At 72.7% G+C, this 22,100-nt stretch carries 20 protein-coding genes; 8 read left to right on the forward strand and 12 right to left on the reverse strand.

The annotated features are described in order from the left end of the window. Window positions 1–98: 98 nt before the first annotated feature. Both ACL02R_RS25160 and ACL02R_RS25165 read right to left on the reverse strand, forming a co-directional pair. Complete coding sequence (locus ACL02R_RS25160; protein ID WP_412799248.1) at window positions 99–842, reverse strand: SDR family oxidoreductase; 744 nt, start codon at window positions 840–842, stop codon at window positions 99–101. A gap of 69 nt (window positions 843–911) precedes the next feature. Beyond that, window positions 912–1,325 carry a nuclear transport factor 2 family protein gene (locus ACL02R_RS25165; RefSeq protein WP_412799249.1) on the reverse strand — a complete coding sequence of 138 codons (414 nt, stop codon included), beginning with the start codon at window positions 1,323–1,325 and terminating at the stop codon, window positions 912–914. Between the two features lie 285 nt (window positions 1,326–1,610). On the opposite strand from ACL02R_RS25165, the gene ACL02R_RS25170 reads away from it, so the two are divergent. The 4 genes from ACL02R_RS25170 to ACL02R_RS25185 all read left to right on the forward strand — a co-directional run bounded on the left by ACL02R_RS25170 (window position 1,611) and on the right by ACL02R_RS25185 (window position 4,597). Then, window positions 1,611–1,898, forward strand: coding sequence for a transposase (locus tag ACL02R_RS25170; protein ID WP_412799250.1), 288 nt, complete (start codon window positions 1,611–1,613; stop codon window positions 1,896–1,898). A gap of 178 nt (window positions 1,899–2,076) precedes the next feature. After that, a complete protein-coding gene (locus ACL02R_RS25175; protein ID WP_412799251.1) occupies window positions 2,077–3,516 on the forward strand; it encodes an ankyrin repeat domain-containing protein in 1,440 nt (479 codons plus the stop codon). A 68-nt stretch (window positions 3,517–3,584) separates the two neighbouring features. After that, window positions 3,585–3,893, forward strand: a complete 309-nt coding sequence (locus ACL02R_RS25180) for a muconolactone Delta-isomerase (protein WP_362967306.1) — start codon at window positions 3,585–3,587, stop codon at window positions 3,891–3,893. A 14-nt stretch (window positions 3,894–3,907) separates the two neighbouring features. Beyond that, entirely contained in the window at window positions 3,908–4,597 is a 690-nt protein-coding gene (locus tag ACL02R_RS25185; protein WP_412799252.1) for an EthD family reductase, read from the forward strand. Window positions 4,598–4,732: 135 nt separating this feature from the next. Here ACL02R_RS25185 and ACL02R_RS25190 read toward each other — a convergent pair whose 3' ends face one another. Beyond that, window positions 4,733–5,593, reverse strand: coding sequence for an LLM class F420-dependent oxidoreductase (locus ACL02R_RS25190; protein WP_412799253.1), 861 nt, complete (start codon window positions 5,591–5,593; stop codon window positions 4,733–4,735). Between the two features lie 260 nt (window positions 5,594–5,853). Between ACL02R_RS25190 and ACL02R_RS25195 the strand changes: the two genes are divergently transcribed. Beyond that, window positions 5,854–6,729 carry a helix-turn-helix transcriptional regulator gene (locus ACL02R_RS25195; RefSeq protein WP_412799254.1) on the forward strand — a complete coding sequence of 292 codons (876 nt, stop codon included), beginning with the start codon at window positions 5,854–5,856 and terminating at the stop codon, window positions 6,727–6,729. A 31-nt stretch (window positions 6,730–6,760) separates the two neighbouring features. On the opposite strand, the gene ACL02R_RS25200 is transcribed toward ACL02R_RS25195, so the two are convergent. The 7 genes from ACL02R_RS25200 to ACL02R_RS25230 form a co-directional block, all read right to left on the reverse strand. After that, complete coding sequence (locus ACL02R_RS25200; protein WP_412799255.1) at window positions 6,761–7,087, reverse strand: STAS domain-containing protein; 327 nt, start codon at window positions 7,085–7,087, stop codon at window positions 6,761–6,763. Window positions 7,088–7,117: 30 nt separating this feature from the next. Beyond that, the gene (locus tag ACL02R_RS25205) at window positions 7,118–9,163 is read right to left on the reverse strand and encodes a glycogen debranching protein (protein WP_412799256.1); all 2,046 of its coding nucleotides are present in this window, start codon (window positions 9,161–9,163) and stop codon (window positions 7,118–7,120) included. A gap of 7 nt (window positions 9,164–9,170) precedes the next feature. Beyond that, window positions 9,171–11,021: an AGE family epimerase/isomerase gene (locus ACL02R_RS25210; protein WP_412799257.1), complete on the reverse strand. Its 1,851-nt coding sequence runs from the start codon at window positions 11,019–11,021 to the stop codon at window positions 9,171–9,173. Next, on the reverse strand, window positions 11,018–11,626 hold the full coding sequence (locus ACL02R_RS25215; protein ID WP_412799258.1) for a DJ-1/PfpI family protein: 609 nt from the start codon (window positions 11,624–11,626) through the stop codon (window positions 11,018–11,020). The genes ACL02R_RS25210 and ACL02R_RS25215 overlap by 4 nt, the downstream gene beginning before the upstream one ends. A gap of 78 nt (window positions 11,627–11,704) precedes the next feature. Then, window positions 11,705–12,124: a hypothetical protein gene (locus ACL02R_RS25220; protein WP_412799259.1), complete on the reverse strand. Its 420-nt coding sequence runs from the start codon at window positions 12,122–12,124 to the stop codon at window positions 11,705–11,707. Between the two features lie 61 nt (window positions 12,125–12,185). Then, window positions 12,186–13,790, reverse strand: coding sequence for a thiamine pyrophosphate-binding protein (locus ACL02R_RS25225; RefSeq protein ID WP_412799260.1), 1,605 nt, complete (start codon window positions 13,788–13,790; stop codon window positions 12,186–12,188). A gap of 53 nt (window positions 13,791–13,843) precedes the next feature. Next, window positions 13,844–14,671, reverse strand: coding sequence for a type 1 glutamine amidotransferase domain-containing protein (locus tag ACL02R_RS25230; RefSeq protein ID WP_412799261.1), 828 nt, complete (start codon window positions 14,669–14,671; stop codon window positions 13,844–13,846). 276 nt (window positions 14,672–14,947) lie between these two features. Here ACL02R_RS25230 and ACL02R_RS25235 point away from each other — a divergent pair, with 276 nt between their 5' ends. The 3 genes from ACL02R_RS25235 (at window position 14,948) to ACL02R_RS25245 (ending at window position 20,114) form a co-directional block, all read left to right on the forward strand. Then, the gene (locus ACL02R_RS25235; protein WP_412799262.1) at window positions 14,948–16,921 is read left to right on the forward strand and encodes a maltotransferase domain-containing protein; all 1,974 of its coding nucleotides are present in this window, start codon (window positions 14,948–14,950) and stop codon (window positions 16,919–16,921) included. Between the two features lie 65 nt (window positions 16,922–16,986). Then, the gene (gene treS / locus ACL02R_RS25240) at window positions 16,987–18,657 is read left to right on the forward strand and encodes a maltose alpha-D-glucosyltransferase (RefSeq protein WP_412799293.1); all 1,671 of its coding nucleotides are present in this window, start codon (window positions 16,987–16,989) and stop codon (window positions 18,655–18,657) included. Beyond that, entirely contained in the window at window positions 18,654–20,114 is a 1,461-nt protein-coding gene (locus tag ACL02R_RS25245) for a maltokinase N-terminal cap-like domain-containing protein (RefSeq protein WP_412799263.1), read from the forward strand. Before treS ends, ACL02R_RS25245 begins: the two co-directional genes overlap by 4 nt. Here ACL02R_RS25245 and ACL02R_RS25250 read toward each other — a convergent pair. Further along, window positions 20,068–20,733 carry a ScbR family autoregulator-binding transcription factor gene (locus tag ACL02R_RS25250; RefSeq protein ID WP_362967279.1) on the reverse strand — a complete coding sequence of 222 codons (666 nt, stop codon included), beginning with the start codon at window positions 20,731–20,733 and terminating at the stop codon, window positions 20,068–20,070. The genes ACL02R_RS25245 and ACL02R_RS25250 overlap by 47 nt on opposite strands. Before the next feature lie 378 nt (window positions 20,734–21,111). Continuing rightward, window positions 21,112–21,849, reverse strand: a complete 738-nt coding sequence (locus ACL02R_RS25255) for a ScbR family autoregulator-binding transcription factor (protein WP_412799264.1) — start codon at window positions 21,847–21,849, stop codon at window positions 21,112–21,114. Window positions 21,850–22,100 lie beyond the last annotated feature (251 nt).

Here is a 22,100-nt window from a genome sequence, read left to right on the forward strand (position 1 = left end):
CCCCCCCCCCCCCCCCCCCCCCCCCCCCCCCCCCACTCCGCCCGCCCCGAGGGGCCGGGCGGAGTGCGGCGAACGGTCACCGGCGCACGGTCACCGGCTCACCAGTCGAGCGGCCGCCCGTCGCGGAAGAAGCCGCCGGTGGGGCCGTTGTCGGGCAGTTCGACCGCCCACATGACGCTCCGGGCGCCCTCGGACACCGGCCGCCCGCCCGCGCCGCCCATGTCGGTGGCGACCCAGCCGGGGCACACCGCGTTCACCAGGACGCCGTGCGCGCGCAGGTCGGCCGCGAGCATCCGCGTCGAGGCGTTGAGCGCCGCCTTCGACACGCAGTAGGCCGGGGCGCCCGCGCCCATCCCGGAGATCGAGCCGCCGCCGCTGGAGACGTTGACGATCCGGCCGTGCGGGCTCTCGCGCAGCAGCGGGACGAACGCCTGCGTGGTGCGCCAGGCGCCGAGCAGGTTGGTCTCCAGCGCCTGGCGCACCACGTCGAGGTCGGCGGTGGCCGGGCGCTGCCATGTGTCGTACAGGATCGCCGCGTTGTTGACAAGGACGTCGCAGCGGCCGTACGTGTCGGTGATCCGTGCGGCGAGGGCCTCGACCGTCGCCGCGTCGTCCACGTCGAGCCGCGCGGGCACGACGTCGAGGCCCGACGAGATCAGCGGCTTCGCCGCGGCCTCGCCCTTGGCGGGGTCGCGGGAGCCGAGGACGGCCGTGTAGCCGGCCTTGGCGAGCTGGCGGACGACTTCGAGACCGATGCCGCGGTTGGCGCCGGTGACGACCGCCACCGGTGAACCGGCCCGGCCGCCGGAGGCGTTCCGGGCTGACGGGGTCTGGGCTGACATGACTGCCTCCCGGCATGACGGCGGGCCGGGACCGCGCTCGGCAGCGCGGACACCGGCCCGGGGGAAGGTCTACTGTGCGCGGATCGCCCGGATGATCTGCGACGGGTCGGTGTACGACTTCCAGCGCGTGATCCGCCCGTTCCGGACGGTGAGCCACTGGATGAACTCTATCTCGAACTGACGGCCCGTCGCCTTGACGGTGCCCGTCTCGTGGATGACGCCCATGGCCTCGTCGCCGTCGACGACGAGCCGCACCAGGCTCTCGGCGCCCACGTCCACCGCGCCGACGAAGGTCTGGAAACTGGCCAGGACCTCCTGCGGGCCGCGGCAGGTGCCTATCCATTCCATGTCGTCGTTGTAACCGGCCACCGGCGAGTAATTGATCCATTCGACCTCGGGGTCGAGGAATCCCAGTGCCCGTTCGATGTCACCTCCGGTCAGCGCCTCGAACCATCCGGAGGCGACCTCACGTGTTCCGTCCATTGCGGTTCCCTTTCGCCGGTCCGGACCCCGGGCCCCGCGCGCCGGAAAAGCGGCGGGTACGCGCCGGAGCGATATCCGGAGTTCCTGCCGCGATGGTGACCGGTCGCCGTGCGCGGGGGCAACGGTGAGTGAACGAAGTAGCGCGGCGGCCCCGCGGACGAGGGCGGCGGTGTGCCGTCGGGTACCAGTCATGCGAGTACTAGCCATCGCTCGTCCCTTCTCCGCGGGGCGGCGGCGGAGGAGGATGGCCGCGAGAGGTCGGGCGTCTCAGGGGAGGGGATCGCCATGGGCCGTCGGCCCGCGCTGCCGGTGCAGGACAAGGTGGACATCGTCCTCGGCGTGCTCAGCGGAGCGGTGTCCGCGGCCGAGGCGGCCCGCCGCAACTCGCTGTCGGGGCAGACCATCAGCGTGTGGAAGCGCACGTTCGTGGACGGCGGGCGCGCCTCGCTCGCCGGCGCCGGGTGCGCCCCGGCCGACGACGTGCTCCGCCTGACGCGCGAGCTGGAGCAGCTGCGCGCCGCGCTCGGCGCGGCCGAGGCGGAGCTGGGCAGGCTCCGGCGCGACGACGCCTGAGGCGCCGGACGCGCGCCACGGCCGTCGCGTCACCTCCGTCCACTGCGTCAACTTGTACAAGCCTCCGCCGTGAGGTCCCGTGCGCTGTCTCGCCGCTCCGGCGGCGGGTTAACTCGAAGGCGAACCCACCGGAAGTCCGTTGGAAAAGACCGACGAGCCCACTACCCGGGAGAAGCGTATGGCCGACACGGAAACCACACGAGCCCTCGTCCTGAAACTCTTCACCGATGTGGCGGGCGGCAATGCCGAGGGCGTCCTCGGGGCGATGGCACCCGATGTCGCCCTCGAATTCCCCGGCAACGAGCTGAACGCCCGGATACCGGGCTACGGGAACTGGACCGGCCGGGACGGGTTCGCCGAACACCTGCGGCTGCGCGGCGAATTCGTGGACATCGTCGCCTTCGAGCGCCGGGCCGTCGTGGTGGACGGCGCGAACGCCGTCGTCCAGACCCGCCAGCTGATCCGCCACAAGGCGGGCGGCACCGAGGCGCCCACCGACTTCACCACCTTCCTCACCTACGGCGACGACGGCCTCGTGACCCACTGCAAGGTGGTCTTCGACTCGTCGGCCGAGGTCGCGATGTGGCGCGCCGAGTCCCACGCGCTGCTGCTGCCCGCCGTCCGGAGCGGGAGCCTCGCCGAGGTCCACCGCGTCCTCGGCGCCGGGGCCGACCCGAACCAGCGCGACACGGAGACCGGCCTGACGGCCCTCCAGACCGCCGCCGGACTCGGGAACGCCGCCGTCACCGCCGCCCTGGTCGAGGCGGGGGCCGACGTCCACTCCGCCGACAGCAGGGCCGGGGGCACCGCGCTCCACAAGGCCGTGCAGCGCGGCGACCTGGACACGATCCGCGTCCTCGTGGGCGCCGGCGCCTTCATCGACGCGGTGGCCCCGACCACGGGCCACACGCCGCTGATGGACGCGCTCTGGTACAAGTGGCCGGACATCGTGGCCTACCTGCTCGACCAGAACGCGGGCCTCGGCCTGTACACGCACTACGGGTTCTCGCTGCGCGAGCACTTCGAGTACGAGCTGAACGTGAACACGCGCGGCAAGGAGAAGCTGCTCGCCGCCGAGAAGCTGCTCGCCGACCGCACCGCGGCCGACGAGCGCGCCGCCCAGGAGCAGCGGCTGATGGCCGCGGTCGCCGCCGGTGACGCCGCCGCCGCCCGCGCCGAACTGGCCGCAGGCGCCGCCGTGGACGCGCGCTTCCCGGTCGTCAACGGCTTCAACGACGCGCACACCCCGCTGCTGGTGGCGTCCCGCGACGGGCACACCGAGATCGTCCGCGACCTGCTCGCGGCCGGGGCCGACGTCAACGCGACCGAGCCCACGTTCGGCGCGGTGCCGCTGCACAAAGCGGTCTACAACGGGCGGGCCGACATCACCCGCCTCCTGACCGAGGCGCCGGGCATCGACCTGGACTTCCAGGGCGCGACCAACGGGTACAGCCCGCTGCACGACGCCCTGTGGCACGGCTACGAGGAGTGCGCCCGCGTCCTCCTCGCCGCCGGGGCGCGCACCGACCTGGTCGGCCACGACGGCAAGACCCCGCGCGACATCGCCGAGGAGAGCTTCGGCGCCGGCCACCCGCTGGTCGTCGCGCTCAGCCGGTGACGGACGCGCCCTCCCGTACCAGCACCATCCCCAGTCACTCCCTGCATCCCCTGTGAAGGAGCCGGACCATGCTGTTCTACGTCCAGATGAAGTGGAACCACGAAGGCCGCATCACCCTCGACGAGCTGTGGGAGATCGAGCGCGAGGAGGCCGAGCACGCACAGGAGACGGTCGATTCCGGTTTCTGCGTCGGCATCTGGAAGGTGGCCGCGCAGAAGCGCGTCATCGCCATCATCGATTCCCCCGACGCCGAGGAGCTGGACCGCACCGCGCTCGGACGGCTTCCGATGCGCGAGTACCTGGAATTCGAAGAGGTCTGGCCGCTGCGTGACTACCTCGGCTTCGCCGAGGACGTCAAGCTCCGCTATCAGGTCTGAGGGGGAAGTCCGCCATGATTCACCAGTTGATTTTCGCCGCGCCGCGCCCGGGAATGACGGTCCAGGAGTTCCAGCGCTACTGGGTCGAGGAGCACGCGGTGCGCTATGCGAGCAGGATTCCGCAGATCAAGCGGTACGCGGTCGACACCACCATTCCGCAGCCCGGTGAGAACCCGCTGTGGCAGGGTGTCGCGGAGATCTGGCTGGAGAACGAGGAGGAGCAGGTCGCCTCGTTGCAGACGCCGGAGTTCCTGGAGGGCGCCCGCCTGGACGAGCCGCGCTGGGCCGCGTTCTGGCAGTCCGTGGTGCTCGACACGGACACCGAGACCGTCGTGCGGGGCGAGCCCGAGGACGCCGTGCAGCCGGGCGTCAAGCTGATCGTGCTGGGCAAGCGGCGCGAGGGCATGTCGCGGGACGAGTTCCGGGAGTACAGCCGCCGTACGCACGCCCCGCTGGTGCGCGAGGTGCCCGGCGTGCGGCGCTTCTACCAGTCGTTCACGCGGGACGGCTGGTACGCGATCAGCGAGCCGCCGTTCGACGTGGCCTACCACGTCTGGTTCGACGACCTGGCGGCGCTGGCCGAGGCCAGGCTGACGCCGGAGCGCGCCGCCGTCCTGGCGGACCGCGCGGCGTTCCTCAACGAGGACTACGTCCACACGCTGCTGCTGCGCCAGCACTGGGTCATCGGCCCCGAGGCACGCTGAGCCATCACGGCGCGCCGCCGGCCGCGTCCCCGCCCCGGGGCCCGGCGAGCGCGCGGCCCCCGGCCCCCCGTACCGTCACGGGGGGGCCGGGGGCCCTTCTCGTTCCCGCGCGTTCCCGCTCGCGGCGGGGGCGCGTCAGCCGCCGTACTCCGCCATGGCCGCGGCCCACTCGTCGAGCTTCGCCAGCGTCTCGTCCTTCGTCCACGGGTCGGCGAAGAAGAGGACGCGCTCCGGTTCGAGGGCGGCGGCGCGCTCCAGTTCCGCCGGGTCGCCGCCGGTGAAGAAGCTCAGCCGCGGCTGCGGCCTCCCCTGCTCGGCGGCCAGCTTCCTGATGCCGGCCACCTCCTTCTCGACCCGGTCGATGTCGAACAGCGGCGGCATCATCCAGCCGTCCGCGAGGTCGAGGACGCGCTGCGGCATCTTCGGGCTCCAGCCGCCGAGCAGCACCGGCGGGCGGGGCCGCTGCACCGGCTTGGGCCACGACAGGACGGGCCCGAAGTCCACGTGCTCGCCGTGGAACTCGGCCGCGTCCTGCTCCCAGATGCGGGTGATCGCGGTCAGCCGCTCGCGCAGCACCGAGAAACGCCGCGCCGGATCGACGCCGTGGTTGGCGATCTCCTCGGTGATCCAGCCCGTGCCGACGCCGAAGACCAGCCGGCCGCCGGAGAGCAGGTCGAGGCTGGCGGCCTCCTTGGCGGTGATGATCGGGTCGCGCGTGCTGAGCAGGATGACCCCGGTGCCCAGCAGGATGCGGCTGGTGGCCGCCGCCATCGACGTCAGGGTGACGAACGGGTCCAGCATGTGGGAGAAGTAGCGCGGCATCGGCTCGCCGCCCGGCAGGGAGATGTCGAGCGCCGGTATATGGGTGTGTTCCGCGACGAAGACGGAATCGAATCCACGCTCCTCGGCGGCCGCGCCCAACTCCGCGGGTGTGATAGCACGCTCCTGCGGATTGTTGGTCTCTGCGGAGACGAACACGGAGAGCCCGAACTTCATCTTGCGCTTCCTTTCTGCTGGGGCCGAGCCTCTCGGCTGGGAGACGTGGCACATTACAGTCCGGCGCGGGAACGTTCCAGACCATGTTGTGGTCAGGCAGAAAAGGCGGCATTGGGCGGTTTTTTTGTTCCCCCTTTGCCGAGCCGCACTAGGATTGAACGCTCGCATGACCGGAAGCGCGGCGCGACTCCGGCATAACGGGCGTCAGGGCATTTCCCGTCCGCCGGCCGCTGCCGTCGCCTCACAGAAAGGCGATCGCCTTGGACATCCGAAGCGAACTGTCCGATTTCCTGCGCTCGCGCCGGAGCCGGATACCTCCCGAGGCGCACGGGCTGCCCGGCGGCGGGAGGCGCAGGTCGCCGGGGCTGCGCCGCGCGGAGGTGGCCCAGCTCGCCGGGATCAGCGTGGACTACTACATCCGGCTCGAACAGGGCCGCGCGGGACGCCCGTCGTCGTCCGTGCTCGACTCCCTGGCGCGCGCCCTGCTGCTGACGGCCGGGGAGCGCGACCACCTCTACCTGCTCGCCAGGGACCAGAACGCGCCGCGACCGTCGGCCGCCGCCGAGCACGTGCGCGGCGGTGTACGGCGGCTGCTGCACGTCCTGTTCCCGACGCCCGCGTACGTCCTGGGGCGGCGGATGGACGTCCTGGCCTGGAACGACGCGGCGTCCGCGCTGTTCGGCGACTTCTCCGCGATGCCCGAGGACCGCAGGAACCTGGTGTGGCACCTCTTCCGCGTACCGGCGGCGCGGTCGCTCTACCCGGAGTGGGAGCGCGTCGCGCGGCAGGGCATCAGCCATCTGCGGGTGTCCGCCGCGCGGCACCGGGACGATCCCGGGATCGCCGCCCTCGTCGCCGAACTGGGCGGGACCAGCCCGGAGTTCCGCGCGATGTGGGCCATGCACGACGTGGAGGACCGCAGCAGCGGGCGGAAGACGTTCGACCATCCGGTCGTCGGGCGGCTGACACTGGACTACGAGGCGCTGCAACTGCACGACGGGCCGGACCAGCACCTCGTCACGTACACGGCGCCGTCGGGCAGCGCGTCGCAGCGCGGTCTCGACCGGCTGGCGGAGAGGTGCGCGCGGCGGGTCGTGGTGGTGGGGAGCGCAGGCGCCCCCGAGCCGGCTCCCTGAGGGGCCGGCGCGGGGGCGCGGGCGGGGTCGGTCAGGCGGGGGTGGTGGGCTCGTCGATCACGGTGACGGCGGTGTCGAGCCCGGCGAGGCGCAGGGCCTCCCGGAAGGCGGGTGACGCGCCGACGACGAAGACCTGCGCCCGGCCCGGCAGTTGCTGCTGGGCGAAGGCGATGCAGCGCAGCCCGGCCGCCGTCGGGACGGGCATGTCCCGTACGTCGACGACCAGGCGGGACGGACCGCCGCGCAGCGCGTGGTCGACCTGGGCGCGGAACGCCTCGACCGCGGCGTCGCCGGGGTCCTGCGAGAGGCTGACCAGGGCGGAGCCGCCGGGGGTGTCGCTCGATGCGTGGAAGGTCATGGCTGTACGTCCTCCTTCAGAGGGCGGACTTCAGAGGGCGGGCTTCAGGGGGCGGGCCACCAGCGCCAGCGCGCTGTGTGCGGCCAGGGAACGGTGCGGTGACGGGCACGGCGGTTCCGCGCCCGCCCGGTGCGCCTGCCGTCCGGGCGGCGCGGCCGTGTCGGCGAAGAGGTGCCAGCGGGTGCCGGGCGGGGGGTCGGGGACGCGCAGGGCACGCGGCCCGTGGCCGGAGTTGACAGCCAGGTAGACGGTGCTCGGCGGGCCGCCCGGCGACGGGCGTTCCTCGTGGAGCAGCGCGGCCAGCAGCGTCGAGTCCTCGGACCAGTCGGGCTGTCCCGGCTCCTCCCCGTGCCAGCTCACGGGCGGCAGCGACCAGCCGTCCGGCAGGGTGTCCACGGGGTGGTGCTCGCGGCGCAGGACGGGCTCGGCGCGGCGGAACGCGAGGCAGCGCCGGACGAACGTGTACAGGTCCCGGTGGCGCGCGAGCCCCGCCCAGTCGAGCCAGCCGGTCGGCGAGTCCTGGCTGTAGGCGTTGTTGTTCCCCCGCTGGGTGCGGCCGAGTTCGTCGCCCGCCGGGAACATGGGGACGCCCTGGCTGGTGAGCAGCAGCAGGAACGCGTTGCGTGCCTGCCGTTCGCGCAGCCGCCGTATGCCGAGGTCCCGTGTCGGGCCCTCGTGGCCGCAGTTCCAGCTGTCCTCGTCGGCGACGCCGTCGTGCCCGCCCTCGCCGTTGGCCTCGTTGCGCCGCCGCTCGTACGTGGTCAGGTCGGCGAGGGTGTATCCGTCGTGGCAGGTGACGTAGTTGACGGAGGCGGTGGCCGGGCGGCCCGCGTAGAGGTCGGGCGAGCCCACCAGGCGCGTCGCGAACTCGGCGACGCTGCCGGGCCGTCCGGCCAGCAGGCGGCGCGCGGCGTCGCGGTAGCGCATGTTCCACTCGGCGAACCGGCCGTGGTGCGGGAAGGAGCCGACCTGGTAGGCGCCCGCCGCGTCCGTCGCCTCGGCGATCAGCCTGCGCCCGGCGAGTACCGGGTCGGCGGCGATCTCGGCGAGCAGCGGCGGCTCTTCGAGGAGGGCGCCGTCCGTGCCGCGCGCGAGGATCGACGCCATGTCGAAGCGGAATCCGTCCACGCGGTACTCGGTGGCCCAGTGCCGCAGGCAGTCGAGGAGGAAGGCGCGGGTGACGGGATGGTTGGCGTTGACGGTGTTGCCGGTCGCGGTGAGGTCGCGGTAGGCGCCGTCCGGGCCGAGCAGGTAGTAGGCGGACTCGTCCAGCGCGCGGAACGACAGCAGCGGTCCGCGCCGGTCGCCCTCGGCCGTGTGGCCCAGGACGACGTCGAGCAGCACCTCGATGCCGGCCGCGTGCAGGGCCTTGACCAGTTCCTTCAGCTCGCGTCCCGGGCCGCCTGGACGGCGGTCGGCCGCGTAGGCGGCCTTGGGCGCGAGGAAGCCGACGGTGTTGTAGCCCCAGTAGTTCGGCAGCGGCCGCCCGGTGGCGGGGTCGGTGTACGTGTTGTCGGTCTCGTCGAACTCGGCGACCGGCAGCAGCTCCACGCAGTTGACACCCAGTTGACGCAGATAGGGGATCTTCTCGCGCAGCCCCGCGTACGTCCCGGGCCTGGCGACGCCCGAGCTGCCGTGCCGGGTGAAGCCGCGGACGTGCAGCTCGTAGACGACCAGGTCGGCCGCCGGGATGCGGGGCGGCCTGTCGTCCCCCCAGTCGAACGAGCCGTCCGGCAGGGCGGACCGGTACGCGGGCCGCTCCCCCCACGCCCCGCCGCCGCCCAGCTCGGCCGCGTACGGGTCGAGGAGCACCGGCGAGGGTCCCGTCCCGCCGGGCCGGGGCGCGACGCGGAAGCCGTAGTGGAACGCGCCGGGGACCAGCCCCGGCACGGTGACGGTGTGCGGGCCCCCCGCGCCGGGCGCGCGGTCCATGCGGATCTCCCGCAGGACCGCCCCGTCGTCCGGGCTCATCAGCACGAGCCACGCGTCGGGCGCGGCGGTCCGCAGGGCGAAGCGGACACCGCCGGGGACGACGTGCGCCCCCGGCGGTACCGCGGTGGTGGCGGCGGCGGTCACGGATCGCTCACCCGTCCGCCGGCCGCACCCTGGCCTGGACGGTGACCGGCGCCGACGTGGCGGGCAGCCGGACCGTCATGGCCCGCGGGTCGAAGTCCCCGTACGGCGCGCCGTCGACCAGCACGCGGTCCAGCACGACCCGGCCGGGCGGGAACACGTCGGGCGACACCCGCAGCAGCCGCCCCGGCCAGTCGGCGTCGGGGCGCGGCCTGAACCACAGGTCGAGCGGCTCGCGCCGGATCAGCAGCCGCGTGTACACCTCGGCGAGGTAGCACAGCTCCGCCTTGTGGTACATGCTCATGGCGTGGCTGCCCTTGAGGCGCTCGTTGCCCATCAGGAAGGGCAGACCCTGGGCCAGGACGGTGAAGAAGACGCCGCCCTCGTCGTGGTCCAGGAAGAAGGAGTTGTAGAACGCGGACGACTCGCGCGCGTGGGTCAGGAACTCGTCGGAGCCGGTGCTGCCCGCGAGGATCAGGTAGGCGAGGATCGCCTGCTCCTGCTGCCACCACGTCTTGTGGTCGTGCCAGACGAAGTTGTGGCGCCCGTTCTCGGCGGTGCGCTCCAGCAGGTCGTACCAGCCGCCGCGCCGCACGTCGCGGCCGAGGTCCGGCATGGTCGCGCCGATGCGCTCGGCCAGGGCGCGGTACTCGCGCTTCGGCACGGCGCCCTGCATGCGCGTGAGGTTCCAGGCGATCTTGAGGTTGTGGCCGATGACGGCGCGGTCCTGCTGCCAGCCCCAGGTGCGGTCGGGCGTCCAGTCGCCGTGGAAGCGCTCCTGGACGAACGGGCTCGGCGGGTCGGAGCGGTCCGGCATGTGGGTCACGATCATGTCGAACGTGTGCTCCAGCATGCGGAGATGGCGCTCGTCACCGGTGGCGAGGTAGAGGTTGAAGAGGTACGCGGGGGCGTGGTCGCCGACCGAGTTCCAGTTCTTGCGGGCCCGGTTGGGGCCGAGCGCGTCGTGGAACGGGCTGAGGGTGACCGGTTCGATGTGCGACCAGTAGCCGCCCCCGACCGGGTCGGCGAAGTGCTTGTCGAACAGGCGCAGCGTGCCCTCGATGTCCGCGAGGATCTCGGGCGACCCGGTGAGGCGGTACGTCTGCGTGAGTCCGACGAGCGCGTAGATCTGCTCGTACGCCGGGATGGCGCGGTAGTCGTCGCCGAACTCCGAGGCGAACAGCTTGAATTCGCGCATCCCCGTGTTGTCCACGCCGTGGTACCAGTAGACGGTGTCCTCGTCCGGGTCCTCGAAGCGCATGTGGTCGTGCAGGTAGCGCGAGCCGCGCTCGGCGACGGTGAGGAAGTCCTCGTCGCCGGTGAGCATGTAGGCGCTCGCCATGCCGTAGACCATGCGGGAGACGGTGTCGGCCTCCTGCACCTGGACCTGCGTCTTGTGGCCGCTGCCGCGGATCTCCGTCCGGTAGTCGCCGAAGTCGATCTCGCCGTCGCCGAACTGGGACCGCCGGTAGAAGCGCGCCAGCTGCCGCAGCTGCTCCACCCACCAGCCGTCGCGCTCGAACGGCCACGCGCCGTCGGGCCCGGTGACGACGGTGAGCTCGGACGCCTGGTGGTGCGGGCCGTCCGCCTCGGGGTAGACCGGGCCGTGGCAGAAGACGAACGTGCCGGGCAGCAGCACGTCGTACAGGCTGCCGCTGACGTCCTCGTACGGCTGCCCGAGGTTGCGCATCCGCCGGCCCGAGGTGGTCGCGGTCAGGTGGACGGTGACCTCCTGGCCGTCCAGGGTGCGCAGCGCGACGCGCCGGTCCTGGCGGCCGATGACGTATCCGGCGGTCGTGTCGGAGTAGGTGAACGGGAGCTGCGCGTTCCCCTCGCCGGTGCCGGTGCCCGCGCCGGTCATGACACGGCCCCGGCGGGCGGGTCGAGCCGGTCGATCACGGCGCGGGCCAGCAGGTGGCTCACGCCGACGGTGCGGCCCGTCACCAGGTCGCGGTCCACGGCGACGTCGAGGTCGGTGTAGTGCGCGCCCATGTTGCGCACGTCGCCGACGAGGTTGTTGTGGCAGGTGAGCTGACGGCCGCGGACGAGTTCGGGCGCGGCGGTGACCAGCATCAGGCCGTGGCAGGAGAAGGCCTTCACCAGCTGCGGCATGCGGAAGGCGCGGCGCATCAGCTCGACGGCGGGCGCGAGCCGGTCGACGTCCTCGCTGTAGCGCAGCCGGTCGGCGACCTGGCCGGACGGCACCACGAGGGCGGCGTACCGGGACAGTTCGGCGTAGTCGAGCGCCTCCAGGTCGCCGGAGACGGTGAGCGGCGCGCCGCGGTCGTGGCCGGTGAAGCGGAGCGAGGGCTGCCCCCACAGGCGCGTCAGCAGGACGACCTCGGCCCCCTCCTCGGCGAAGCGGCGCTGGTAGTAGGAGATCTCCTCTTCGAGGAAGTCGCCCTCCACCAGGATGCCGATGCGGCGGCCGGTCAGCCGGCCGTCGACGGACGGATTGTGGCTCATCGGTGGGTCCCTTGCGAGTCGTAGGCTTGCCGGCCGGCGCCCGCCGCGCGGCGGGCGCGGCGGGCGGGCGTACCGGTCTCAGGTGCGGGTCAGCGGCGCGGGTGCCGGCGCCTCGGACGACGGCCGCGGCTCGACCGCGATCGTCCTGATCCGGGGCACGCCGTCCTGGAACACGACCCACCACTCGTGGCGTGCGGCGGGCGTGCCGTCGGGGCCTGCCACGGACACCGAGGCCATCGCGTGGACGGGCGACTGCACGCGGACCTGGATGCCGGCCGGTTCCGGCTTGCAGCGGGTGAACGGCAGGCAGGCGTCCGTCAGGTACCACCGGCTGAACTCCTGCGGGCCGCGCACCACCGCCGTCGGCAGGTCGATCCGCAGGCCGTTGGCGAGGTACGGCAGCAGCTGCTCGGCCGGGACACCGCGTCCCAGCGCGTCGTACCAGTCGCGTACCAGGTCCTCCACGGTCGCGGCGACCGGCGTCGGACGGGCGGGCACGTTCACTGTCTTCCTTTCCCGACGGGTGCTCCCGGCGCCTGGCCGGGAGCACCCCCGTGTGTCAGTCGACGGCCAGGTCGATCAGGTACGGGCCGTCGTGCGACCACATGGCGTCCAGGGCGGGCCGGATCTGGTCGTGGGTCTCCACGCGCTGTCCCGGCACGCCGAGGGCGGCGGCCAGCTCGCTGAACGCGATGGCCGGCCTGGTCAGGTCGAAGGCGTCGGGCACGTCGTGCGCCTCGACGCCGAGGTCGGTCCAGTACTGGGCGAGGTTGAGGTCCAGCAGCCGGTAGCGGCCGTTGTTGCAGATCACGAACTTGGCGCCGATCTGCTCGCGCGCCGCGGTCCACAGGGCCTGGAACGTGTACATGCTGCCGCCGTCACCGGTGAAGCCGACGACGGGCACGTCGGGCCGCGCCAGCTTCATGCCGACGGCGCCGGGGATGCCGACGCCGAGGGAGCCGCCCCGCGTCTGGAGATACGAGCCCGGCACCCGCGGCGGCAGGTGCCGCGCGAGGGGGCCGCCCGCCGTGAGGGCCTCGTCGAAGAGGGCGAGTCCTGGCGGGGCCGTCTCGGCGAGCGCGGCGACGAACGCCTCGGCCACGGTCGCGTCCTCCCCCGGCGCCGGCGCGGGCGCGGGGGCGGCGGCGACCGGACGGCCGGAGGTGTCCGGGCCGAGCGCGTCGGCCAGCGCGGCCAGGGTGGCGCGCGGGTCGGCGACCAGGCCCACGTCCACGGGGAAGTTCTTCGCGATCTCGTAGGCGTCCAGGTCGATGTGCACGATCCTGGCGTCCGGCCTGAACGGGCTGTCCAGCAGCGGGAAGACCTCGGGGAAGACGTACGTCCCCACGATCAGCACCGCGTCCGCGTCACCCACGACACGGGCGCTGCTCGCGCCGAACATGTGGCCGAGCTCGCCGCCGTACAGCGGGTGCGTGGCGTCGAAGTTGACCTCCGAGGAGTTCGCGCCCCACACGCGGGCGCCGAGCCGTTCGGCCACCCTGGTCAGTTCGGCCTGGGCGCCGGACACGGCCACGCCGTCGCCCATCACGATCAGCGGGCGTTCCGCGTCGCGCAGCAGGCCGGCGGCGCGGGCCAGGGCGTCCGGCGCCGGGACGGAGCGGGTGTCGGGGATGCTGGTCGGCACCGCGGGCTCCGACGTCAGCTCGTCCATCACGTCGGCGGGCAGGACCACGACGACCGGGCCGCGCGGCGGCGTCATCGCGATCTTGACCGCGCGGCGCAGGACGCGCAGCGTCGAGCCCGGATCGACGACCCGGGTGGCCCACTTGGTCACCGGCTCGGCCATGGCGACCAGGTCGGCGGCCATCTGGCCGTCCATCGCGTCGTACCTGACGCCGGCCTCGCCGACGACCACGACGAGAGGCGACCCGCCGCGCTTGGCCTGGTACAGCATGCCGATGCCGTTGCCGAGGCCCACTCCGCTGTGCAGCTGGACCAGGCCCGGACGCTGGGTGGCTCGCGCGTACCCATCGGCCATGCCCACGGCCGCCCCCTCGTGGAGGGCGAGCACGTAGGAGAGATCGAAGCGGCGTCCTTCGTCCAGGAAGCCCTGTTCGACGGTCCCTGGATTACCGAACATGTACGTGATGCCATCCGCCGCGAACTGCTCGAAGATGGCGGTCTTTCCGGGCCTGGCAGGCATGCCGGGTCAGTCCTTTCCAAGGAGGACGGAGGGGAGGACGGGGGGAACGCGGGTCACCAGCCGTGGCGGCGCAGGCCGTTCTCCAGCACGTCGACCATCAGCTGCCCGGCGGGCAGGGAGTCGGGCGTGGACCTTGCCGTGATGAAGGGGAAGTCCACGATGACGGAGACCTCCTTGCCGACGTTGCCGTGGAAGGCGCCCTCGGGGCCGGTCGCGTCGCGCAGGATGTACTCCAGCGGGTACGGCGGCGGGCCCATGTTGAAGTCCACGCCGATGAAGCCGGTGCCGTCCTTGTAGTCGTACTCCTTGGGGTGGCCGGTGACGTGCTTGCCCCACAGGAGGCTGGCGCGCGACTCCAGGTCGCGGGCGAACGCGAGGACGGCGACGCCGTAGCACTCGGCGAGGATCGGCTTCTCGGCGGCGGTGAAGGCGAGGACCAGCTCGTGCAGCCGCTCGTTGTTCGCCAGGTCCACGATGGGGCCGCTGCCGCCGACGATGACGAGGCCGTCGAAGCCGGACACGAGGTCCTCGGTGGCCGCGTCCAGCCGGCGGTTGTACTCCTCCAGCTCGCGCAGGTGGTTGAGCGAGCTGTAGTAGGGGCGCTCGGGGACGAGGTCCTGGAGGCTCAGCGGGTTGTCCAGGCGGCTCGACTCGTCCAGCTCGCGGGCGCGGCGCGCCATGTCGCGCGTGGTGACGGAACGGCCGAGCGGCGGGTCGATGTACTCGGCGTCGAGGCTCGGCGGCAGCGCCTGGGCGCGGCGGCCGGTCGGGGTGGCGAAGGTGATGCCGTAACCGGCGGCGTCGAGGGCCTCGACCGGCCCGACGAGTTCCTCACCCCAGTAACCGTACTCGGAAAGCACCACGAGTATTTGCTTGGGCACGAGCCCTCCATGGTCGATGGGTATCGGCCCCGTTTTCCGGGCCGCTCCCCAGTACAGTCAGGCGGGCCCCGGTCGGGCAAGAAAGGCCGTGCCGCGCGCGACCACTTGTTCAACTTGCCGATGCGTCCGCCCTTTTCCCGCGGCCCGGAATACCGGCCCCGCACACCCACCCGCGCAAGTTGACGCAGTGGCCGCCGAATCGGCCCGATGACGGCGGAAAGTGGTAGGGAATTACGCACTCTGGGACCCGACAACCCGTCAAGAAGGGGTTCCGACATGAGCGGCCGACTAGCCGTATCAGATATCACACCTGTCGTCAGCGGTGGCACCCGTCCGTCGAAAGCGGTCGTCGGGGAGCACGTGCCGGTGACGGCGACCGTATGGCGCGAGGGCCACGAGCGGGTCGCGGCCTCCGTCGTGTGGTCGGGTCCCGGCCGGGACGCGCGACCGGTGACACTCCCCATGACGCTGGTCGACGAGGGGCTCGACCGGTGGGAGGCCACCGTCGTCCCCGACCGGGAGGGCATGTGGTCCTTCCGCGTGGACGCCTGGGGCGACCCCTGGGCGACCTGGCTGAGCGACATCCGCGCGCTGACCTCGGCCGGCAGGCGCGCCGAGGCGCTGGCCAACGAGCTGGAGACCGGCGCGCGCCTGCTCGACCGGCTGGCCGCCGAGGCGGGCGGCCAGGGGGCCGACCCGGCGCCCGCCCGCGAGGCGGCGGCGGCCCTGCGCCGCGCCGGCCTGCCGCTGGAGCGCCGCCTGGCCCCGGCGCTCGGCGGCGCGGTGGCCGCGCTCGTCGCACGCCACCCGCTGCGCGACCTGGTGACGCGCGGCCCGGTGCGCCACATCGAGACCGACAGGCAGCGTGCGCTGGCCGGCGCCTGGTACGAGATGTTCCCCCGCTCCACGGGCGGGCGCGACGCCGGGGGACGGCCGGTGCACGGCACGTTCGCCACAGCCGCCGCCGACCTGCCGCGCATCGCCGCCATGGGCTTCGACGTCGTGTACCTGCCGCCCGTCCACCCCATCGGCACGACGCACCGCAAGGGCCCGGACAACGCGCTGGTCGCGGGCCCCGGCGACGTCGGCTCGCCGTGGGCCGTCGGCTCGTACGAGGGCGGGCACGACGCCGTGCACCCGCTGCTCGGCACCCTCGCGGACTTCCGCGACTTCGTCACCGTCGCGCGCGGCCTGGGCATGGAGGTCGCCCTCGACCTGGCGCTCCAGTGCTCCCCCGACCACCCCTGGGTGCGCGAGCACCCGGAATGGTTCACGACCCTCCCGGACGGCACGATCCGCTACGCCGAGAATCCGCCGAAGCGGTACGAGGACATCTATCCGCTGAATTTCGACAACGATCCCGAGGGTTTGCGCGCGGAAGTGCTCCGCGTCGTCCTCCACTGGGTCGAACAGGGCGTGCGGATCTTCCGCGTCGACAATCCGCACACGAAACCGCTGAACTTCTGGGAAGACCTCATCCGGCGCGTCAAGGAAACACATCCCGACGTGCTGTTCCTCGCCGAGGCATTCACCAGGCCGGCCGTCCTGAAAGACCTGGCGCGCGCCGGATTCACGCAGTCCTACACGTACTTCACCTGGCGCACCCGTAAACAGGAACTGGCGGACTACGCGCGGGAGCTGGCGTCCGAGGCCGATTTCCTCCGGCCCAACTTCTTCGTGAACACGCCGGACATCCTGCACGCCACGCTCCAGCACGGCGGCCCCGCCATGTTCGCGCTGCGCGCGGCCCTCGCCGCGACGCTGTCGCCCACCTGGGGCGTCTACTCCGGCTACGAGCTGTACGAGCACCTGCCGCTGCGGCAGGGCAGCGAGGAGTACGCGCGGTCCGAGAAGTACGAGCTGCGCCCCCGCGACCACGCGGCGGCCGAGGCGCAGGGCCGCAGCCTCGCGCCGTGGCTCACGCTGCTGAACCGCGTACGGGCCGAGCACCCCGCGCTGCGGCAGCTGCGCCGCGTCGACTTCCTCGACGTGGACAACGACGCGCTGCTCGCGTACGTGAAGACCGACCCGGCCACCGGCGACCGCGTGCTGTGCGTCGTCACCCTCGACCCGCACACCCCCCAGAGCGGTGTGGTGCGGGGCGTGCCGGAGGCGTTCGGCGCCGACAGGCCGCTGCTGCTGCACGACCGGGTGACGGGCACGACGGGCCTGTGGGACACGGACACCCCCGTGACGATCGATCCGGCGCGGGCCGTCGCCCGGCTGCTGACGAAGGAGCTTCCCCGATGAGCAGGCGCATAGCCCCCGGTGTGATCGTCGAGCCGGAGTCCGAGTCCTACGAGACCGCGCGGTCCATGCCGGTGGAGCCCGACTGGTTCAAGCGCGCCGTCTTCTACGAGGTGCTGGTCCGCTCGTTCTTCGACAGCGACGCGGACGGCACGGGCGACATGAAGGGCCTCACCGAGAAGCTCGACTACCTGCGCTGGCTGGGCGTGGACTGCCTGTGGCTGCCGCCCTTCTACGCGTCCCCGCTGCGCGACGGCGGCTACGACATCAGCGACTACCGGTCGGTGCTGCCGGAGTTCGGCACGATCGAGGACTTCACCGGCCTGCTCGACGCGGCGCACGCGCGCGGCATCCGCGTGATCATCGACCTGGTGATGAACCACACCAGCGACCAGCACCCGTGGTTCCAGGAGTCGCGCAAGGACCCGCAGGGCCCGTACGGCGACTTCTACGTGTGGGCGGACGACGACGAGGGCTATCCGGACGCGCGGATCATCTTCGTGGACACCGAGTCGTCCAACTGGACGTTCGACCCGGTCCGCAAGCAGTACTTCTTCCACCGCTTCTTCTCGCACCAGCCGGACCTCAACTACGAGAACCCGCGCGTGCAGGACGCGATGCTGGACGCGCTGCGCTTCTGGCTCGACCTCGGCATCGACGGCTTCCGCCTCGACGCCGTGCCCTACCTCTTCGCCGAGGAGGGCACCAACTGCGAGAACCTGCCCAGGACCCACGACTTCCTGAAGAACGTCCGGACGATCGTGGACGCCGAGTACCCGGGGCGCATCCTCCTCGCCGAGGCGAACCAGTGGCCCGTGGACGCCGTGCAGTACTTCGGCGACGCCGGACAGGGCGGCGACGAGTGCCACATGGCGTTCCACTTCCCGCTGATGCCGCGCATCTTCATGGCGCTGCGGCACGAGAACCGCGACCCGATCTCCGAGATCACGGCCACCACCCCCAGCATCCCCGAGCACTGCCAGTGGGGCATCTTCCTGCGCAACCACGACGAGCTGACGCTCGAAATGGTCACGGAGGAGGAACGCGCGTTCATGTACGAGAAGTACGCGCCGGAGCCGCGCATGCGGGCCAACATCGGCATCCGCAGGCGCCTCGCGACGCTGCTCGACAACGACCGCGACCAACTCCAGCTCGTCACCGCCCTCCTGCTGTCCCTGCCGGGCTCGCCGATCCTGTACTACGGCGACGAGATCGGCATGGGCGACAACATCTGGCTCGCCGACCGCGACGCCGTCCGCACCCCCATGCAGTGGACCCCCGACCGCAACGCCGGCTTCTCCACGGCCGACCCGGGGCGGCTCGACCTGCCCGTGATCATGGACCCGGTGTTCGGCCACGCGGCGGTCAACGTCGAGGCGCAGCTGCGCAACCCGTCGTCGCTGCTGCACTGGAACCGGCGGATGCTGACGATCCGCAAGCGGCACCCCGCGTTCGGCCTCGGCACCTTCGAGGAGGTGCCGACGTCCAACCCGGCGGTCCTCGCCTTCCTGCGGCATCACACCGGGCCCGACGGGACGAACGACCGCGTCCTGTGCGTGACCAACCTGTCGCGTGTGCCGCAGCCCGTGGAGATCGCGCTGCCCGGCCTCGCGGGGGCGGGGCTCGTCGAACTGACCGGCGCCGTCGCGTTCCCGCCGGTCGGCCCCGAGCCGTACCGGCTGACGCTGGACGCGTACGGCTTCTACTGGTTCGGCGTCGAGGGACCGGAGCAGCCGTGACCGACATCCACACACCGGGCACGCCGTTCGGCGCGTACGACCCGCGCCGCGTGGACGACGTGCTGGGCAGCGCCGCGTTCCGCGCGGCGCTCGCCGACTGGCTGACCGGTCAGCGCTGGTTCGCCGCGACGAACGGGCGGCTGCCGCACCCCGAGATCCTGCGGACGTACGTGTTCCACCGCGCCGGGAGCACCGGGCTGATCGCCCTGGTCCGCGACGGCGCGGCGGCCGGCGGCGACACCGGGCCGTACCAGATCCCGCTGGCCGTCGGCGCCGCCGTGCACCAGCCGCCGGGCGTCGCGCCGATCGCGCGGATCGGCGACGTGTTCGTGTGGGACGCCCTGTCCGACCCGGGGCCGGTCAGCACGCTGATACGGCACATGGCGGGCGGGCGCACGCTCGGCAGCCTCGCGTTCCGCGCCGAGCCGCCCGGCTTCGCGCCGCCGCGCGGGCCGGTCCGCGTCAGGCCGCCGGGCGGCGAGCAGACCAACACGTCGGTGGTGGTCGGCGAGCGGTACATCCTCAAGGTCTACCGCCGCCCGCTGCCCGGCGCGAACCCGGACCTGGTGCTGCACCGCATGCTGCGGGACGCCGGGTCGGGGCACGTCCCGCCGCTGCTCGGCTCGCTGGAGTCCACGGCGCAGGACGGGCCCGCGTACACCCTCGCGACGCTCCAGTCGTACCTGCCCGAGGCGGCCAGCGGCTGGGACCTGGCGCTGGAGAACGCGGTGAGCGGCGACTTCACGGGCGAGGCCACGCGGCTCGGCGAGGCGGTCGCGGCGGTCCACCGGGACCTCGCGGCGGCCGGGGGCAGCGTCCCGCTGGGCGCGCGCGACTACGAGGCCCTGGCGGAGTCGTTCCTCAGCAGGCTCGACCAGGCGCTGACCGTCGTGCCCCGGCTGCGGACGCACGCGGCGCGGCTGCGCACGCTGTTCGGCCGCGTCGCCGGGCTCGACCCGGGCGCGGGGCGGCTCGCCCAGCTCGTCCACGGGGACCTGCACCTCGGGCAGACCCTGCGGACGTCGGACGGCTGGCTGCTGCTCGACTTCGAGGGCGAGCCGCTGGCCGCGGGGCAGGAGAGCGCCGCCGTGCACTCGCCGCTGCGCGACGTGGCGGGCATGCTGCGCTCGTTCGACTACGCCGCGCACCAGGGGCTGAACGGCGCCGAGACCGGCTTCCCCGAGCTGATGCGGCGCCGGGCCGCGGCCAGGCGCTGGGCGGGGCGCAGCGTGGACGCCTTCTGGCGCGGCTACGCCCGTGCGGCGGGCCGCGACCGGGCGGGGGACCTCGGCCTGCTGCGGGCCTACGTCCTCGACAAGGCGGTGTACGAGGTGCTGTACGAGACGACGTACCGGCCCGGCTGGGCCTGGATTCCCCTGGGTTTCCTGGGGCGGGCGCTCCCGCGGGACGTCATCCCGACGCGCCGGCCGACCGCGGGCCCCGGGAGTTCCGGGTGACCATCGCGATCACGTCCGCGCTGCCGTGGGGGCGCAGCCGGGGCAGGACGGTCTCCCGCACCATGCCGGGAAGGGCGATCTTCCACCAGGCCGTGAGCCGGTCGACCACGTCGGCTCGCCCGCTGGACACCGCCGACAGTAATTGCACGCCGGTGAAGGAGCCGACGATCATGTTGGCGAGCGCCTCGGGGGCGGCGCCGGACCGCAGTTCGCCGTGGTCGCGGGCCAGCGCGAGCTGGCCGCGGCACAGGTCGGTCCACCACTGGTAGAGCCCCGGGTCGGAGTCGCCCAGGACGCCCTGCTCGACCGTCAGCCGGAAGCTGGCCCGGAGCAGGGTGTCCTGGGCGAACGACCGCGCCACCCCGTGGGTGAGGTCGATGACCGTCTGCGTGTGCAGGCCGGTGTCGGTGAGGATCACGGACCGGCGCTGCTCGGCCATGACGCTGCGCGCCAGCGCCTCCTTGGAGTCGAAGTGGAAGTAGAGGGCACCCTTGGTGACGCCGGCGGCCCGGAGGATGTCGGTGATGCTGGCGGACGCGTACCCCTGCTCGTCGAAGATGGCGGCAGCGGCTTCGATGACGCGCCGCCGGGTACGCAACGCACGCTGCTGGGTGGCCAAACGAACCTCCTGGTGGTGAGCCGCCGCACTGCCAGACCCCGGATTTCCCGCGGGGGACCGGTTGTTGCCGTGAGCGGTTTGGTCACGTCCGAAACAAACCGTCTGGTGCGTACTTTAACCGGGGCCATTCGGCGCCGCCGCGCCCGTGACCGGGGGCATTACCGGGACGCCCCGCGGCCGGATGAGTGGCATGTCCGCATTCCTCCGGCATTCCCCCGCCATAAGTGGTGGTTGCCATTCCGCAAAGGGCCGGCGCCGCCCTCCCCCCTCCCCCGGGGGAGGTCGTCCGCACGCGGGAAAGACGCGGCATCGCGGCCGCGCGTTCCGCCGGAAGCGCCGGGAATCCCGTGACCGCCGTGAACGCCGTGGGGGCGCCGGTCAGGACACCGGCCCGTAGGCGGCCGGTCCCGTGGGCGCCTCCCGCCCGGCGGCGTCACCGCCATTACCGCCGTCACCGCCGTCGGCGGCGGCGGGCGGCTCCGGCGCCGTGACACGGTAGTCCGCCGACCTGCTCTCCGGGACGATGCCCGGCAGCAGGAGACGCCAGATCGCGGAGATCCGCTCCTCCAGTGCCGGGCCGCCGGGGACCCGTTCGTCGAGCAGCTGCGCGCCGATGACGGCGGCCACGACGGTGTCGGCCGCCGCGTCGCAGTCGATGCCGCCGCGCAGCTCACGGTCGGTGCGGGCACGCCGCAGGAAGCAGCGGCCCAGCGCGGCGCACGACTCCTCCGGCGCGCCCCACGGGCCGCTGAAGCCGCTGCCGTCGCGGCGCAGCCGCACCCCGGCGTGGGCCACCGGACTGCCCTGGATGTGGCGTGCCACGGCGAACGAGAAGTCGATCAGCCCCTGGAGGCCGGGCGCCCCCCGCTCCGCGCGGGAGGCGAGCCCGGCCCACTGCGCCGCCTCCTCCTCCAGCACCACCTCCGCCACCTGGCGCTTCGACGTGAAGTGGAAGTAGAGGGCGCCCTTGGTGACCCCGGCCGCGTCGAGGATGTCCGAAAGCGCCGTCCCGTCGTATCCCTGTCTGCCGAACACCTCCGCGGCCGCGTCCAGAATCGCCCGACGCGTCCTGCGAGCCCTTGTCTGCTGCAACCCGCCCTCCCTCGAAAAAACCATCAGTACTCATCGGTAGTTGTGATATCACGCGGCACGAACGGCAATCGGTGCCCGTGCCGAATTGGCTGCCCGGCATGCGCCGCACAGCGGCGGCACCCGGATCACGGGTGCCGCCGTCACAGCCTGGCCGCGAGAAGCGGCCGGATTCGAAAAGTGATGATGCCGAGGAGATACTGCGGTACGCGGCGGGCGGCGTCACTTTATGCGGGACCCATCGCATTCATTGGCCACGGTCATCGTCCGCTTCCCCG

This window comes from Streptomyces sp. MS19 (assembly GCF_047200595.1).
Lineage (GTDB): Bacteria > Actinomycetota > Actinomycetes > Streptomycetales > Streptomycetaceae > Streptomyces.

Bases quoted from the DNA above. Each gene is read 5' to 3' on its own strand.
- ACL02R_RS25160 (WP_412799248.1), bottom strand. From the start codon at position 842: ATGTCAGCCCAGACCCCGTCAGCCCGGAACGCCTCCGGCGGCCGGGCC.
- ACL02R_RS25165 (WP_412799249.1), bottom strand. From the start codon at position 1,325: ATGGACGGAACACGTGAGGTCGCCTCCGGATGGTTCGAGGCGCTGACC.
- ACL02R_RS25170 (WP_412799250.1), top strand. From the start codon at position 1,611: ATGGGCCGTCGGCCCGCGCTGCCGGTGCAGGACAAGGTGGACATCGTC.
- ACL02R_RS25175 (WP_412799251.1), top strand. From the start codon at position 2,077: ATGGCCGACACGGAAACCACACGAGCCCTCGTCCTGAAACTCTTCACC.
- ACL02R_RS25180 (WP_362967306.1), top strand. From the start codon at position 3,585: ATGCTGTTCTACGTCCAGATGAAGTGGAACCACGAAGGCCGCATCACC.
- ACL02R_RS25185 (WP_412799252.1), top strand. From the start codon at position 3,908: ATGATTCACCAGTTGATTTTCGCCGCGCCGCGCCCGGGAATGACGGTC.
- ACL02R_RS25190 (WP_412799253.1), bottom strand. From the start codon at position 5,593: ATGAAGTTCGGGCTCTCCGTGTTCGTCTCCGCAGAGACCAACAATCCG.
- ACL02R_RS25200 (WP_412799255.1), bottom strand. From the start codon at position 7,087: ATGACCTTCCACGCATCGAGCGACACCCCCGGCGGCTCCGCCCTGGTC.
- ACL02R_RS25210 (WP_412799257.1), bottom strand. From the start codon at position 11,021: ATGACCGGCGCGGGCACCGGCACCGGCGAGGGGAACGCGCAGCTCCCG.
- ACL02R_RS25215 (WP_412799258.1), bottom strand. From the start codon at position 11,626: ATGAGCCACAATCCGTCCGTCGACGGCCGGCTGACCGGCCGCCGCATC.
- ACL02R_RS25225 (WP_412799260.1), bottom strand. From the start codon at position 13,790: ATGCCTGCCAGGCCCGGAAAGACCGCCATCTTCGAGCAGTTCGCGGCG.
- ACL02R_RS25235 (WP_412799262.1), top strand. From the start codon at position 14,948: ATGAGCGGCCGACTAGCCGTATCAGATATCACACCTGTCGTCAGCGGT.
- treS (WP_412799293.1), top strand. From the start codon at position 16,987: ATGCCGGTGGAGCCCGACTGGTTCAAGCGCGCCGTCTTCTACGAGGTG.
- ACL02R_RS25255 (WP_412799264.1), bottom strand. From the start codon at position 21,849: ATGGTTTTTTCGAGGGAGGGCGGGTTGCAGCAGACAAGGGCTCGCAGG.